Consider the following 13,577-nt stretch of genomic DNA (forward strand, 5'->3'; position numbering starts at 1 on the left):
ACGTTTTCAGTTTTGAAAATGTGCCTTTTTTGCCAATGCGTATCATCTGCTTATTTTGCGCCCTTCTTTGTCCAGAAACAACAGCTCGTAGTATTTTTTGGGCCGTCCTTTACTGTTGTCCCGTTTTTCAAATACCGTTTGTACGTATTTACTTTCTTCAATTTTGTTAAGAATACGGTTTGCACCTCTGACGGTCATGGACAGGCACTCAGCAACATCCTCAGAGGATAATTTATTGGTTCTCATGATTTCTGCATAGGACATGATTTTTTGCAAATTGATGTTGTTTATTCCGATGGTTTTGGCTAACGCCATGATTTCCGGGTCCCCCTGTTCAGAGAACTGTATGACATTCATACTCCGCATTGGGCCGATAACCTTTTGATCCTCGTTTATAAAAAAGCTGCAGCTGCCCGTAAAGGCTTCCGCCTGTCTGTGAGCTTTGGTGGCGTTGACGTTAGCTTGAAAATATTCATGCCCCGAGCCCCACCCGATTTTCACCTTGTCGCTTATGTATCCTTCCAGATACTCCAGCAGGGTGCAGTTATGCGCGTTAGAGGTGATTTTCATGAAATTTCCGTAGGTGGTGTATAGTCTGACAAAGCCTTCTGAAATTTGGGTCGTGTCTGCCAGATTCACGCTGCGCAGAAACCTGCCGACAAGGACTTTCAGCTCATGAAGCTGCTCTTCAGATGGCGACTCCGCCGTTTTGGCCGATAAGCATGCAACAACTGCCCTCTGGCTCTTAAGCTTGAGGATGGTAATTTCGTTGATGATCTCGCTTATGGTCTCTTTAACGTTTTCCAAAGTGGGCCGGATTAAGATATATCTGACTCCGTGCTTTTTGAGTTCCGGAACAAAGTGGCCGAACGCCGTGATGGACAGGTCTATTTTCTTGTCTTCCCACAGAGTGATATGGTTGTCGAGCATTGTTTCCACCCGTTCGAGCAGATCTCCGCTGTCAATGGGCTTTCCCTCATGAGTAAGGTATTGCTGGAATTCACTGAAGGACTCGATTATATACGCATAATCCACATAGATCCTGGATATATCAAGCCCAGGTTCTGTAACCAGCAGCCGGAAAAGTTCCCTATAAAGTAGGTTTTCATCATCCTGCAAAATGTGAACAGGTACTTTTTCATCCAGGCATTCCTTATCGATTGACTCGTAAAGCATCCTGCCACTGATCACAAATCCATCCACCGAACCTAAGTTTTTGAGATAGATGTCTGTTGTTTCCCGGAAGTTGCTGATTGTAAGAAACCTGAACTGACATAAGGGCCGCATTTCTTCTTCAATGGCACGGAAATAGTCCATATGGGTCTCAGGCGTGATAATACCCAGCTTGATTTTCATGGTAGATTCCTTTCATAAACAGTTCAATCAAAAGAGTTATATCACAATAATTGTGATATATCAATGTTCCGGCAGCCTCCAAAATAGTGTTCTTAAAATGTCTTATTTTCTCTTGACATCGAATACCTTTAAAAGTACGATAAAATCGTTCTTAAAAAGTCTTAAAATATAAAGGGGGGGATGTTCACTCTGTTCTTACGTTCATTCAATATGTGTTTTGGGAGATGTTCATTGTGATTGAAGAAGCTGGAGACTTTTTGGGTATGGCCCATCAGCTGCAGGAAAAATTGGTCATGTACAGGCATCATCTTCATGCGGTTCCGGAACTTGATTTAAGTTTGCCCAGGACAACGGCCTACGTAAAAGAGGTGTTAGAGTCGATGGGGCTTAAGCCCACTCCCGTAGGAGAGTCAGGTCTAACGGTTACGATCGGCGGACAACATACCGGGAAGGTGATTCTTATCCGGGCGGATATGGATGGGCTGCCCATTCAAGAGGAAACGGATCTTTCTTTTGCGTCGTTGAACGGAAACATGCATGCATGCGGCCACGACTTGCATACTTCCATGCTCTTGGGAGCTGCGGAGATCCTGAAGGCTAACGAAGAGCAGCTTCACGGGACGGTTAAGCTTATGTTTCAGCCGGGTGAAGAGACTCTGCACGGGGCAAAGATGATGCTTGAGAATGGGATTCTCGAAAATCCTAAAGTGGATGCAGCCATGATGCTACACGTGTTGACTGGAATGCCGATTCCTGTCGGGCAATTTGTATTGCCTGAGGCCGGAGAAGCGATTTCAGCTTCATCTGATTGGTTCGAAGTCATCATCCGCGGAAGGGGCGCACATGGAGCGATGCCTAGCGCCGCAGTAGACCCATTAAATGTAGCTGCTCATCTTCATCTGGCGCTGCAGGGTATTCTCAGCCGTGAAATTCCGCCAGTTGAGAGTGCCGTCCTTACCATTGGCGTGATGGAAGGCGGAAGTACAAACAACGTGATTCCCGATACGGCCAGAATGAAAGGAAGCGTACGCACATTTAACGCCGTATTGCGGGACAAAATGGAAACCCGTATCCACGACATTTCTGCAGGTATCGGAGAAACTTTTCAGGCAAAGGTGGATGTGATCTATACCAGGGGATGTCCTGAGGTGAAAACGGACAGCGGGCTTAACCGTCAAATAAGAACTACGATTGCAAACACTTTTGGCGCCAGTTCCTTAATCGGTATAACCCATTTGATACCCGGCGGGAAATTAATGGGATCGGAAGACTTCGCATTTGTATCACAAGCGGTGCCAAGTACCTCAGTGTTTCTTAACGCAGGCAATACCGAGGAAGGTTATGGTTACCCTGTGCACCATCCAAAGACGATGTTCTCGGATGAGGTGCTTTATAAAGGGGCTGCGGCTTACGCTGCTTTCGCCAGAGATTGGCTTGAAAGTAATAGATAATATCTAAACAAAACTAGGAGGAATTGAAATGACAGAGAGACGTATGATTGGACCAACAAAATTTGATGAGTATTCGGTGAAGTACAAAGACTTTCTTTTAATGACACGTCGTGACGGAATCATCGAAGTACGGCTGCATACCGACGGAGGACCGTACAAGCATTCTTGGGAAGCCCATACGGCATGGTCCCATGCATGGTCAGATATTGGCCGCGACCCTGAGAACGAAGTAATGATTATTTCTGGAACAGGGGATAAATGGGTTATAGGGGACCCTGATGTCTGGAATACAAAATTTATGGACTGGCCGAAGCAAAAGAAGCTCGAACAGTATCATGAATCGCTGAGACTGCTTGAGAACTTGATATTCTGCATTGACATCCCGACAATCGGAGCGATCAATGGACCGGGAACGCACTGTGAACTTGCAACTCTCTGTGATATTACCATTTGTACAGAAGACGCGGACTTTTTTGATCCGCATTATCTGGGAGGCACACCTCCCGGAGATGGAATGTTACTCACGCTGCAGAACATGATCGGTTTCAAGAAAGCAGCATACTACGCATACACCGGCAAGAATATCAATGGTCAAACCGCATTGGACTTGGGCATCGTTAGTGAAGTCCTGCCCCGCGAAAAGCTTCTTCCCCGCGCATGGGAGCTTGCGGAGATGATTATGCAGGCACCGCGTTCAACGAGACATCTGTCCCATTCCATTATATCCCGTCCATGGAAACAAGCCCTGGTCAGTGATCAAGGGTTCCAGCTTGCCCACCAAATGTATGACATGGCCATTGATGAAGAAGGAGCTCTGGAGCGGCTGAAAAAAATGCAAGGACGTCTAATGGGCAAAGATGTTCAATAGAGATATGGCGGGACCTACACGATTCGAAGAATACTCGGAGAAGTACAAGGACTTGTTCTTCATGACCCGCCGTGACGGCATACTCGAAGTACGTATGCACACTCACGGGGGACCGCTTCAATTTGACTGGATGGCTCAAACTGCATATGGCAATGTATGGTCAGATGTTGGCCGTGACCCTGAGAATGAGGTGATGATTCTTACAGGGACAGGAGATTTGTGGCAAATAGGCAATCCTGAAGTCTGGACAACAAAATTCATGGATTGGCCGAATAGCCGGAAACTGGATTTCTATCATGAATCGCTCAGAATGATTGAAAATATGATCTATTGCATCGGCATTCCCACCATTGGGGCGATCAATGGAACAGGCTCACACTGGCAACTGGGAACGCTTTGTGATATTACCATTTGTGCTGAAGGCACAGAGTTTTTCGATGCTCATTACCTGGGCGGTGTACCGCCTGGAGATGGAATCGTCTTAGCACTTCAGAATATACTGGGAACCAAGAAAGCGGCATACTACGCATACACGGGGATGAACATTAATGCTCAAGCGGCATTAGACCTTGGTCTGGTTAGTGAGGTACTGCCTCGTGAAAAGCTTCTTCCACGTGCGTGGGAGCTGGCAGAGATGATCATGCAGGCCCCCCCCCGCTCTGTAAGAAAGCTTACTCATCCGATTGTGTCGCGCTCATGGAAAAAAGCCCTTGCGAACGATCAGGGTCTCCAGCTTACGCACCAATTGTATGACATGGCCATTGATGAAGAGGGTATACACGAGAGGCTGATGAACATCAAGGAACGTTTTCAGAGGAATGACTAATAGTCAGAAAGGGTGTAAGGGTACTATGAAATCGTTGACAGAACTCTATAAGGTTGGCAGTGGGACCATCCAGTTCCCATACCATGGGGCCGGAGAAAGCCGCCAGAATCTTCAAATCAGAAAATGAGGATGCCGAACGATTCAAGGCACTGATTTATGGTTCCCTTGCCAAAACAGGCAAAGGACATATGACAGACAAGGCCATTATTAGAGCACTGTCACCCGTTCCAACGGAGATTGAATTTGTTCCACACGCAGATTTTACTCTGCCGCATCCCAATACCGTTGATTTTATCGCTTATAAAGACGGGCGGCAAACCACATCCATGCGTGCTTTAAGTATCGGCGGCGGGGACATCGTTATTGAGGGACGGGAGGAGATGCTGGCGCCCGAAGTCTACCCAGAGAACAGCTTTGCAGAAATCAGTAAAATTTGTAAAGCGAATCATATCCGCCTAAGCGATTACGTCGAGCAGTGTGAAGGCAAACAGATATGGGATTTTCTCAATGGGATTTGGGAAGCGATGAAGCGTTCGGTCAACGAAGGGATTTCAGTCACCGGTATTCTGGAAGGCGGTCTCCAGGTTGAACGCAAGGCGCAACTTCTGTATAATCAGCGGCATATTGATGAGAGCCCGGAGACGCGGGAGAACAGGATCGTCAGCGCATATGCGTTCGCCGTCAGCGAACAAAATGCCGCCGCCGGTGCAATCGTAACGGCCCCGACCTGTGGAGCCAGCGGTGTCATGCCGGCCGCACTCCTTTATATGCAGCAAAAGAAACAGGTCCCGGACGAGAAGGTCCTCCGGGCTCTGGCCGTAGGCGGGCTCATTGGCAACCTGGTCAAGCAGAATGCCTCCATCAGCGGTGCTCAATGCGGCTGCCAGGGGGAGGTTGGCACTGCTTGCTCTATGGCCTCGGCTGCACTGGCAGACATGTCAGATATGGGGATTGATCAAATTGAGTATACAGCGGAGGTTGCTTTGGAGCACCATTTGGGGTTGACCTGTGATCCTTGTGTAATGAGACGAAGAACGTCCCTTGTGCCGGTTGGCAGAAGGGACGTTCTTTTTTGGGAGGCTATATAAGGCGAGCTGCTGCGGTCTCAGCATGGTCGAGCCGGGCAGTCTGACCAAGGCAGAGCTGGTCGTCCGGCCAAGATGTGATTTGTCTGAACGCAGCTGGGATTGCCCGGGATGAGGTCAAAGTTCCCTTGGGAATGAAGGTATTGGTCAGGGGCGGGGAGAGGCTCATCTTCCATGACGGCGTTCATGATGTTGAACATACTAACGTTCAACTTGTCGGGTTGCTCGATGCCGAAACATAAGGTCAGATTACCCTGCGGGTCGAAATCCACCAGCAGAACCTTTTTTTCTTCATGGGATAAGGCGTAAGCCAAATTGTAGGCGGTGGTCGTTTTGCCAGTGCCGCCTTTTTGATTAGCGACGGTGATCGTCGTTGCGTGTCTCATATTAACCCTCCCCGAAGCGGCCTCTTCGTTAATTTGTCAATGGCAGGGAGTGGGCTGGTTTTCGTTGTTCTCTCCGAGTTCTCTCAAACGTCCAAAATCGGCCGCATTTTACGGCATTGCCGGGAGCCCCTTTCGGCGCTTGGATTTGAACGAAAAAACCGTCAAAAACCCTGATTTCACAAGGGTTTTGACGGTTTCTCAATTCCGTTCCATTGACTTAGATTCCGCTTGGTTCCGAATCGGATACAAGATTCAGGTCCGTGTGGGCTAACCCCCCGTGGAGGTTCGAGTCTTCTCGACCGCATCTATTAGAAAAGGTCTATAGAATTGCTCTCGTAGCAGTTTTAGAGACCTTTTTCTTATATTTCCGAGGATTTGCTCATAGTTTAAGCTGAACACGTTTCTTCTCTTCCCGCAAACTATGGATTTCCATAAAGGATTCTGACAAATTACTTGATTTCTTTTAGGTGGAATTTTTGCGAATTCCTCAAGTTCATAAACAATTCTTTTATAAGGTTATCTTTTAAGATATGATAGAAAATAACGCACTTTATGATGAAGTTATTGAAAGGTTGGATGTAAGATGGAGAAAGCGACTTTTGCAGGTGGATGCTTCTGGTGTATGGTGACTCCGTTTGAAGAACAGCCGGGCATTCATGGCATTGTGTCAGGATACACTGGAGGAACGATTGCCGATCCGACCTACGAGCAGGTTAAAACAGGAACTACAGGTCACTACGAGGTGGTGCAGATTACTTTTGAACCTGAGCTGTTTCCTTATGAAAAGCTGCTCGAATTATATTGGCCGCAAACAGATCCTACCGACGGGGAAGGTCAATTTCAGGACCGGGGTACACAGTATAAACCCGCAATTTTTTATCATACAGAGCAGCAACGTGAGCTTGCACAACAGTCCAAGGAGCAGTTGGCACAAAGTGGACGCTTTGATAAGCCAATTGTAACGGAGATTCTTCCTGCTTCGATTTTTTATCCTGCAGAGGATTATCATCAGGATTACCACAAGAAAAACGTGAAGCACTATAAGGAAGATCGGGCCCAATCAGGTCGTGATGAATTTATTGATAAGAACTGGTAAGCGGCTTTATTATACGTTTCTACGCACGATAAGGCAGATCAGGGAGTATTCCATGAATCTGCCTTATACATATTTAGACGACGTTACTCACACAATGAAGGGACAGAGAAGGAGGCTGACCCGCAATGAGTACACGACGGAAGCTGCACATGAGAAATATAATAAAAAAGGCTTTAAAGGAATCTCGCGCTCGGAAAGAGCCAGCTTATGTACCTGTATTCCATTCAAGCTCCAAAATGCGAAGAACCGTAGTACTCTGTATTTCGGTATGCATGTTATTCATGGTCTGTAGTACTGGTGTTGCAGAAGCAATAGACAAAAAGGACGAGCCGCAAAAGATGGTTGCTGTCATTATTGACGATCTGGGAAACCATATGAAAGGAACTGAGCAAATTTTAAATTTACCCGTTAAGATTACCGTTGCTGTGATGCCCTTCCTGCCTACAACCAAGCAGGACGCTATGGAAGCGCATAAGCGCGGTCATGATGTCATCGTCCATCTTCCAATGGAGCCAAAGCAAGGGAAGCCCGAATGGCTTGGGCCTGGAGCAATTAAGGCTAATATGACGGATGAAGAAGTACGTGCGAAGGTGACAGCAGCCATTAAGGATGTTCCTTATGCGATAGGGATGAACAACCACATGGGTTCCAAGATCACTTCTAATAAGCGCATTATGTCCATTGTTCTTGATGTTTGTAAGGAGCATGGACTATTTTTTGTCGATAGCCGTACTAATTATCGGTCAGTGGTCCCTGAGCTTGCCGCTAAAAAGGGAATGCCACCAGTACGAAATGATGTTTTTCTGGATGATGTCCATAACCTCGCCCATGTGAATCGGCAACTTACAAAAGTGGTTGAATGGCTGGATGAGCACAACACCTGCGTAACGATTGGGCACGTCGGCGTGTCTGGTATGTACACATCCTCCGCTCTTCATTCGTCGGTTCCCAAGCTAAAGGAGCACGCCAAATTTGTGGGTATTAGCGATTTGGTACGAGCTGTATGGGGATGGACGGGAGACCCAGCCATCAACACTACCATGCCGTCAAATGCGCAATAATGCCTGCGGCAATAGCTTCGGCAATGCTTTTTTGACCACGATCCTCGGAAAGCATAGCTCTGTCCTGTTCGTTACTGATAAACCCGGTTTCCACAATTACAGCGGGTTGCCGGATTTTATTCAAAAGATAAAAGGGTTTTCCGTACACTGTTTTTCTATTCATGCAAAATAAGCGGTTTAATGAATGCTGAATCCGTTCAGCTAACAGATAGCTGCTGCCTTCATCCTGATACAGTACAATGGGTCCCCGTTTTTCGGCACGTTTGCTCCAATTGACATGCAGGCTTACAACCAAAGCGGTGGGCAGTTGTTCTGTTAGGCTTTTACGTTGGGCGAGGTCTTTAAGGTGCCGGGATTTGGACTGCAGCCAACGGTTGTCGTCACTCAGTGCGTAGTCCTTGTCCCGATTCAGGACAGCAGGATATCCCTGGGAGCGTAAAATCAAGTACAGCTTTTGAGCAATGGCGAGATTGATATCTTTTTCCAAAATTCCTTTGTGACTTGTTCCACCATCCACACCGCCATGGCCTACATCAATCAGGACAACGGGCTTAGCAAAAGCGTGATAGGACGAATGTATGTTGGATGGACTATCTATATACTTGTTTGGTTCGTTACTTTTCTCGTCGGGCTGAGCAGCTATATAGGTAAATGGGGCGAATACAGCACTGCAAAGGATGCATAGACTGAACCCCAAGCATGTCAGCCATATTTTGTTTAACCTTTTTTTCCTCACATTCTATTCCCCCAGTGGACGAATTGATTATTTACTGAAAAACCATGCATAACAGGCATCAAACCTAAAGCAGCGTAGCTGCCTTCAAATATGGCAATTAGCCTTGGGGTAACTGTTATGTTGAAGATAGTATGTTCCATTTAAGGGAAACCATGCATAGTTATTCCCACAGGGGTTAGACCTTTTGGAAAATGAGCAAGCTAGTTTTATCTGCACCTAACGTGTGAATCCGATATTTCCAAGCAACGTAATTGGAAACAATAGGCGCAGATTGGAGGAGGTCATGGAGGATGGCGAAGAGTGACGAACTGGTGACGTATATTACGCAGCGGATTGTTCGCTATATGGAAACGCCGCGTGATGTTCGGCGCAGTCAAAAACAAGCCAGAGAGCCGTGGGGGAGCAAATGGTTTGGCATGTTGCCTCTCGCTCTGAAAATGTGGATGAAATCCACACGCAGAGGGCGAAGGGAGCGACATTAAACTCGCCAAAGAGACCACAAGAGGCATAGGTTATGCCATTTGAGGTCTCTTTTTATGTTGTAGGGATCATTCCGATCTTTTCGTGTTTCTTAATAACTAGGAGTCCAAACGATAAAATTCACCAGCTGACAATAACTGTTTTAGTGGTACAAATCGGGAAAGTCCATGATGGTAGGTTAACGCATATAAATTGGGTTGGGACGGATGATCTGGGGATATCCAGGACTGATACCCACTAATGGATAAGGGACCTCCAAAGGCAAAATTGATACCTGTGGCAGAAAATATAATACGCGGTGAAATACTCAGTGTATCCATAAATTGGGCTGTGTTACGGACAGAAAGTTTTTGCTTGGGTTGAAGCCAACCCAGATCGTCATAGGGATCGAAAGGAGCAGACGAGACCGTAACTGCTTGCGCCTGTGTTTTCAAAAAGGGTACAGATGAAGAGAATGCGTTGTTTTGGAGCTTATGTTTCCAACTCCCATCTGCCACTTCTACAGGTAACGGATCGCCATTTACAGCATCAATACATATTTCGCTGCCTGTAGAGGAACGCACCAGCCAGTAGGCTAGTAGGGGTTCCTCATACATAGGTGTGATTTGCAGCTTCTCGATAGATGAAAGATCAGTATCTGTGAGCGACACTAAGGATTGACGAAGTACATCCATACTATAAGGCCCGCCTGGACCATTCCCGTATTCGTTGAGTTGATATGCGCCATTTGAGTCTGATCCGATAATCAGGTAGCCGATGTATTCTCCCGCACGGTTTACTTGAACAAGCCAACTATGGGTTCCAGGTCCGAGCGGATGATAGCTAAGCTCAGCATCTTTCCACGAGACAAAAGGGGGCTGCGATGATAGGGATTGTACCATGTTGTCTGCAGTCTGTTTTACGTCTGCGGGCACGCCTTGCTCCCCAGTAGGAAAACTTGCTGAAACGTCACCCGGGGAAGGAGTAGCAGGACTCGTGGAGTTCAATGGAGGAACCCGCGAGCTTTCGTTGTAGAGAGACACCAAGTTTAAATTGTTACCTTGTGCGACTGAGGGAGCCGCATGAATGGAAGCGAACGGACAGACTGCGGACAGGCCGATCAGAACAGCTGCGATCATACCTATGCTATAGTGCCCGGAATGATTCTTCTTCAATGAAATCCACCTTTCTGTCGGCTTGATTGCCCGACGTAGGCATTCTTTTTATACAGTATACAGCCTGTCCGATAAAAAGACTGCTGCACCTTGTCGGCGCAAATGTCGTATCCAGGTTCGCTTTTTGCTGTCGATACATAGGAGACATGTTTAACCAAACTTGTGGTTACAGCAGCGGAAACTGATGTAGGCTGAAGCAAGATGTTACAAGCTGACGATACCTCTGCAACTCTCCTGCGAAGGAGCAAGAGATATCGGTTACCGCAGATGAAATATCCCGCAGTTAATGGCGGATACGAGTACCTTGGGCTCATACTGCCATACCATTTCTTTACGGCGGGCTTGATGCTGCTCTGATATGGCTTCTTTTTTATCCTCTTCCTCTTTCTGCTCCTTGATTAGATCATCGTAGTAGTGGTCAATAACCTCCAATTCCTCGCGCAATCGTTCCTTCGCCTGCTCAGCCCAATCATAATCTTGCTGACGGAGCTGTTCGGTGAGGTAGCTTTCAAGCGAGCTAGAAGCTTCAGGGACAGATAGCTCGGCAGGCTGCACATGCATATTACCCGCCAGCAGCGGGCTGAGCTGCCGAGTTTCGAGCATGGCGCCAAAATCGGTTACAATGGTGCCGCTTTTAAGCGAAATACCTAGCCACTGAAGTTCCTCACGCTTCAAATCGCAGGCGAATTCAATCTTATAGCAGATGCTGAGCCAAGCTTCATAGACTACGGGAGAGCGGGCAGACAGCTGACGGGCATCAGGCTGCTCAAACAAATAAACATATTTCCCTCCATCTCGTGCGGCTTCAAAAATTTGATGCAGCCGACGGCTTCCATATCGAAGCTCCTCCTGCAAAATACGTCCAGGTCCCAATTGTGGTAATGTCGGTACATGACCGAAATAACGCCCCATGACCTGATCTTGTGCTGCGTTGCCTGATGCTGGAGTTGGTGGCGTATGATCCGCTAAACGTTCCTGTTCTGTACGATAGGCTTCCCCATCAAAGATGAAAGTGAAGGACATCGTCTGCGCTGGAACGCCAGTACGCTCTACGTATCCCCAATAGTAGGGGCGGTTTGTTAAGGCTTTATCCGCTTCTGGAGAAAGCTTGACGGTTACATGATGAGGCGACCTCTCAATGACACTGCATCCGGTAGCTTCCAGATAGGTGTGTACAAAACGCTGGACTTGCTGTGCATTCATGGTCAAACTAGCGACCTCCCTTCACACTGCGTCGAGCTTTGCCCGGAGGAGCCGTATTGCCTGCTAGGCCTAATAAATCCTCGGTGTTTGGCTGGTCTGTGCGCAGTTGTTCCATTTCCTGCTTGATGGAATCCAGCGAGTGGCCCAGCTTTTGCATTTTTTTGCGAATTTCATCATCGCTACTGGATTCGAGCATGATCTTATACAGACTTTTTTCAATAGATTCTTTTTTCTCAAATTTCTCAAGAATAACGTCCAATCCGCCAATGACCATCTCAAACATATTTATCTTTTCATGCAGCAGATGCAGGATATGCTCCTCAATCGTTCCGGTTGTGGACAAGTTGAAAATATTAACATCATGCGTCTGTCCAAGCCGATGTACCCGTCCGATCCGCTGCTCCACACGCATGGGATTCCACGGTAAATCGAAGTTAATCATATGGTGACAAAATTGCAGGTTAATGCCTTCACCACCCGCTTCGGTGGCAATCATGACCTGAATTCGCCCACGGAACAGATCCATCATCCAATCCTTGCGTCCACGGTTCATACCGCCTCGGTAAGGAACAGCAGATAGGCCACGGTCACGGAAATAGTTCAGCAAATACTCCTGTGTGGCTCGGTATTCTGTAAAAATGATCACTTTTTCGTTCATCTGACGGATAAGCTCGAGCGCTTTTTCTGCTTTGGAATTAGCCTTGATCGCTTTAATATGTGCAACCAAATCCCAGATACGATCGCGTAGGGGAGAGTCTGGGGCCATCTTTTTAGACAAGTTGACCAGCGTCACGAACACAGCGTCCCGGCTGCTGCACACTTCCCGTTGAAGGGTGACGAGAGACAGCATGCTACTTAAATTTCCGCCATTCGCCTGGTATTGCTCTTTGACAAAAGAGGTCACCCCATCGTACAGCGCTTGCTCTTCCGGCGAAAGTTCCAAGTGAATGTTGGAAACATTTCGTTTGGTGAATTGAACCGGGCCTTCTCCGCGACGATTGCGGATCATGACTTTAGATAGCTCATCCTTGAGCTGATCTTCATTTTTGGGCAGACGTTTATCTACAACAAAGTTGGCTGAAAAATCGCCATGTCTTCCCAATTGACCAGGCTTGAGCAGTGTAATCAGATTGAACAGCTCAGACAGATCGTTTTGTACAGGTGTTGCTGTCAGGAGCAAACAATATTTTTTACGCAGCTTCATAATGAACTGGTAGTTGGATGTCTTTTTATTTTTCAGCTTATGAGCCTCGTCTATAATGAGCAGGTCATAATCGGTATCTAGTAGGATGTTACTATGGGGCTCCCGCTTGGCGGTATCCATAGAGGCCACGACGACCTCGGAAGACCAAGAATACGCTTTTTTCTGGGCGACAGCGGGAATACCGAATTTGCTGTTCAGCTCACGCACCCATTGTAGGACCAGAGATGCGGGTACAAGAATAAGCACTTTGGAAGCCAGCCCGCGAACCAGATATTCCTTTAGGATCATTCCAGCTTCGATTGTTTTGCCCAGGCCGACTTCATCGGCAAGAATGGCACGTCCGGACATTTGAAACAGTACCTTTCGAGCGGTATCCAGCTGATGGGGTAGTGGAGTGAGGTCTTGCAAATGCTGTAGACATTGAAGCTCATCAAAGCTCGGCACCAGTTTGACTTTTTCAGCCTCAATGGCCAGCTGATACAGATTCCAATCTCCCCAAGGGCCACCTTTGCGCAGCCGCTGGTCCAGCTCATCCTGCCAGCTTCGATCAAATTGCACCGGAACAGGCAGTGGCGCTTGATTAGGTATGTGCGGGGAACTTGTCGATTTGGCTTTCATGATGATTCCCTCCCTCCTGGTAGTAGCACAGTTGAAGCTCTTGGTTCTGTCAC

The 13,577-nt window shown here is 47.3% G+C and carries 13 protein-coding genes; 7 read left to right on the forward strand and 6 right to left on the reverse strand.

Annotated features, from left to right (window positions below):
• Positions 1 to 42: 42 nt before the first annotated feature.
• Positions 43 to 1,356: a transcriptional regulator gene (locus tag NLX78_RS01415; protein WP_254349428.1), complete on the reverse strand. Its 1,314-nt coding sequence runs from the start codon at positions 1,354 to 1,356 to the stop codon at positions 43 to 45.
• A 224-nt stretch (positions 1,357 to 1,580) separates the two neighbouring features.
• Between NLX78_RS01415 and NLX78_RS01420 the strand changes: the two genes are divergently transcribed.
• The 4 genes from NLX78_RS01420 to NLX78_RS01435 all read left to right on the forward strand — a co-directional run bounded on the left by NLX78_RS01420 (position 1,581) and on the right by NLX78_RS01435 (position 5,589).
• Complete coding sequence (locus NLX78_RS01420; protein WP_254349542.1) at positions 1,581 to 2,807, forward strand: M20 metallopeptidase family protein; 1,227 nt, start codon at positions 1,581 to 1,583, stop codon at positions 2,805 to 2,807.
• 28 nt (positions 2,808 to 2,835) lie between these two features.
• Positions 2,836 to 3,675, forward strand: a complete 840-nt coding sequence (locus tag NLX78_RS01425; protein WP_250244562.1) for an enoyl-CoA hydratase/isomerase family protein — start codon at positions 2,836 to 2,838, stop codon at positions 3,673 to 3,675.
• On the forward strand, positions 3,665 to 4,501 hold the full coding sequence (locus NLX78_RS01430) for an enoyl-CoA hydratase/isomerase family protein (protein WP_254349429.1): 837 nt from the start codon (positions 3,665 to 3,667) through the stop codon (positions 4,499 to 4,501). Before NLX78_RS01425 ends, NLX78_RS01430 begins: the two co-directional genes overlap by 11 nt.
• 83 nt (positions 4,502 to 4,584) lie before the next feature.
• Positions 4,585 to 5,589 (forward strand): L-serine ammonia-lyase, iron-sulfur-dependent, subunit alpha, encoded by a 1,005-nt coding sequence (locus NLX78_RS01435; RefSeq protein WP_254349430.1) that lies wholly within the window; start codon positions 4,585 to 4,587, stop codon positions 5,587 to 5,589.
• Positions 5,590 to 5,606: 17 nt separating this feature from the next.
• On the opposite strand, the gene NLX78_RS01440 is transcribed toward NLX78_RS01435, so the two are convergent.
• The gene (locus NLX78_RS01440) at positions 5,607 to 5,972 is read right to left on the reverse strand and encodes a ParA family protein (protein ID WP_254349431.1); all 366 of its coding nucleotides are present in this window, start codon (positions 5,970 to 5,972) and stop codon (positions 5,607 to 5,609) included.
• A gap of 583 nt (positions 5,973 to 6,555) precedes the next feature.
• On the opposite strand from NLX78_RS01440, the gene msrA reads away from it, so the two are divergent.
• Positions 6,556 to 7,068, forward strand: a complete 513-nt coding sequence (gene msrA, locus NLX78_RS01445; RefSeq protein ID WP_061828586.1) for a peptide-methionine (S)-S-oxide reductase MsrA — start codon at positions 6,556 to 6,558, stop codon at positions 7,066 to 7,068.
• Between the two features lie 125 nt (positions 7,069 to 7,193).
• Entirely contained in the window at positions 7,194 to 8,129 is a 936-nt protein-coding gene (locus NLX78_RS01450; RefSeq protein ID WP_254349432.1) for a divergent polysaccharide deacetylase family protein, read from the forward strand.
• Here NLX78_RS01450 and NLX78_RS01455 read toward each other — a convergent pair.
• Positions 8,104 to 8,865, reverse strand: coding sequence for an N-acetylmuramoyl-L-alanine amidase (locus NLX78_RS01455; protein ID WP_061828584.1), 762 nt, complete (start codon positions 8,863 to 8,865; stop codon positions 8,104 to 8,106). The genes NLX78_RS01450 and NLX78_RS01455 overlap by 26 nt on opposite strands.
• 290 nt (positions 8,866 to 9,155) lie before the next feature.
• On the opposite strand from NLX78_RS01455, the gene NLX78_RS01460 reads away from it, so the two are divergent.
• Entirely contained in the window at positions 9,156 to 9,347 is a 192-nt protein-coding gene (locus NLX78_RS01460) for a YqzE family protein (protein ID WP_029516735.1), read from the forward strand.
• A gap of 96 nt (positions 9,348 to 9,443) precedes the next feature.
• Here the strand turns inward: NLX78_RS01460 and NLX78_RS01465 are convergent, their stop codons facing one another.
• The 3 genes from NLX78_RS01465 to NLX78_RS01475 form a co-directional block, all read right to left on the reverse strand.
• A complete protein-coding gene (locus NLX78_RS01465) occupies positions 9,444 to 10,499 on the reverse strand; it encodes a hypothetical protein (protein ID WP_254349433.1) in 1,056 nt (351 codons plus the stop codon).
• Between the two features lie 258 nt (positions 10,500 to 10,757).
• On the reverse strand, positions 10,758 to 11,708 hold the full coding sequence (locus NLX78_RS01470; protein WP_061828581.1) for a YqhG family protein: 951 nt from the start codon (positions 11,706 to 11,708) through the stop codon (positions 10,758 to 10,760).
• Between the two features lies 1 nt (position 11,709).
• Complete coding sequence (locus tag NLX78_RS01475; RefSeq protein ID WP_254349434.1) at positions 11,710 to 13,524, reverse strand: DEAD/DEAH box helicase; 1,815 nt, start codon at positions 13,522 to 13,524, stop codon at positions 11,710 to 11,712.
• Positions 13,525 to 13,577 lie beyond the last annotated feature (53 nt).

Source organism: Paenibacillus sp. Lou8.1, from assembly GCF_024213565.1.
Classification (GTDB): Bacteria; Bacillota; Bacilli; order Paenibacillales; family Paenibacillaceae; genus Paenibacillus; species Paenibacillus polymyxa_B.

Excerpts from the sequence above, each read along its gene's own strand:
- NLX78_RS01415 (WP_254349428.1), bottom strand. The coding sequence starts at position 1,356 with ATGAAAATCAAGCTGGGTATTATCACGCCTGAGACCCATATGGACTAT.
- NLX78_RS01420 (WP_254349542.1), top strand. The coding sequence starts at position 1,581 with ATGTTCATTGTGATTGAAGAAGCTGGAGACTTTTTGGGTATGGCCCAT.
- NLX78_RS01425 (WP_250244562.1), top strand. The coding sequence starts at position 2,836 with ATGACAGAGAGACGTATGATTGGACCAACAAAATTTGATGAGTATTCG.
- NLX78_RS01430 (WP_254349429.1), top strand. The coding sequence starts at position 3,665 with ATGTTCAATAGAGATATGGCGGGACCTACACGATTCGAAGAATACTCG.
- NLX78_RS01435 (WP_254349430.1), top strand. The coding sequence starts at position 4,585 with ATGGGGCCGGAGAAAGCCGCCAGAATCTTCAAATCAGAAAATGAGGAT.
- NLX78_RS01440 (WP_254349431.1), bottom strand. The coding sequence starts at position 5,972 with ATGAGACACGCAACGACGATCACCGTCGCTAATCAAAAAGGCGGCACT.
- msrA (WP_061828586.1), top strand. The coding sequence starts at position 6,556 with ATGGAGAAAGCGACTTTTGCAGGTGGATGCTTCTGGTGTATGGTGACT.
- NLX78_RS01450 (WP_254349432.1), top strand. The coding sequence starts at position 7,194 with ATGAGTACACGACGGAAGCTGCACATGAGAAATATAATAAAAAAGGCT.
- NLX78_RS01460 (WP_029516735.1), top strand. The coding sequence starts at position 9,156 with ATGGCGAAGAGTGACGAACTGGTGACGTATATTACGCAGCGGATTGTT.
- NLX78_RS01475 (WP_254349434.1), bottom strand. The coding sequence starts at position 13,524 with ATGAAAGCCAAATCGACAAGTTCCCCGCACATACCTAATCAAGCGCCA.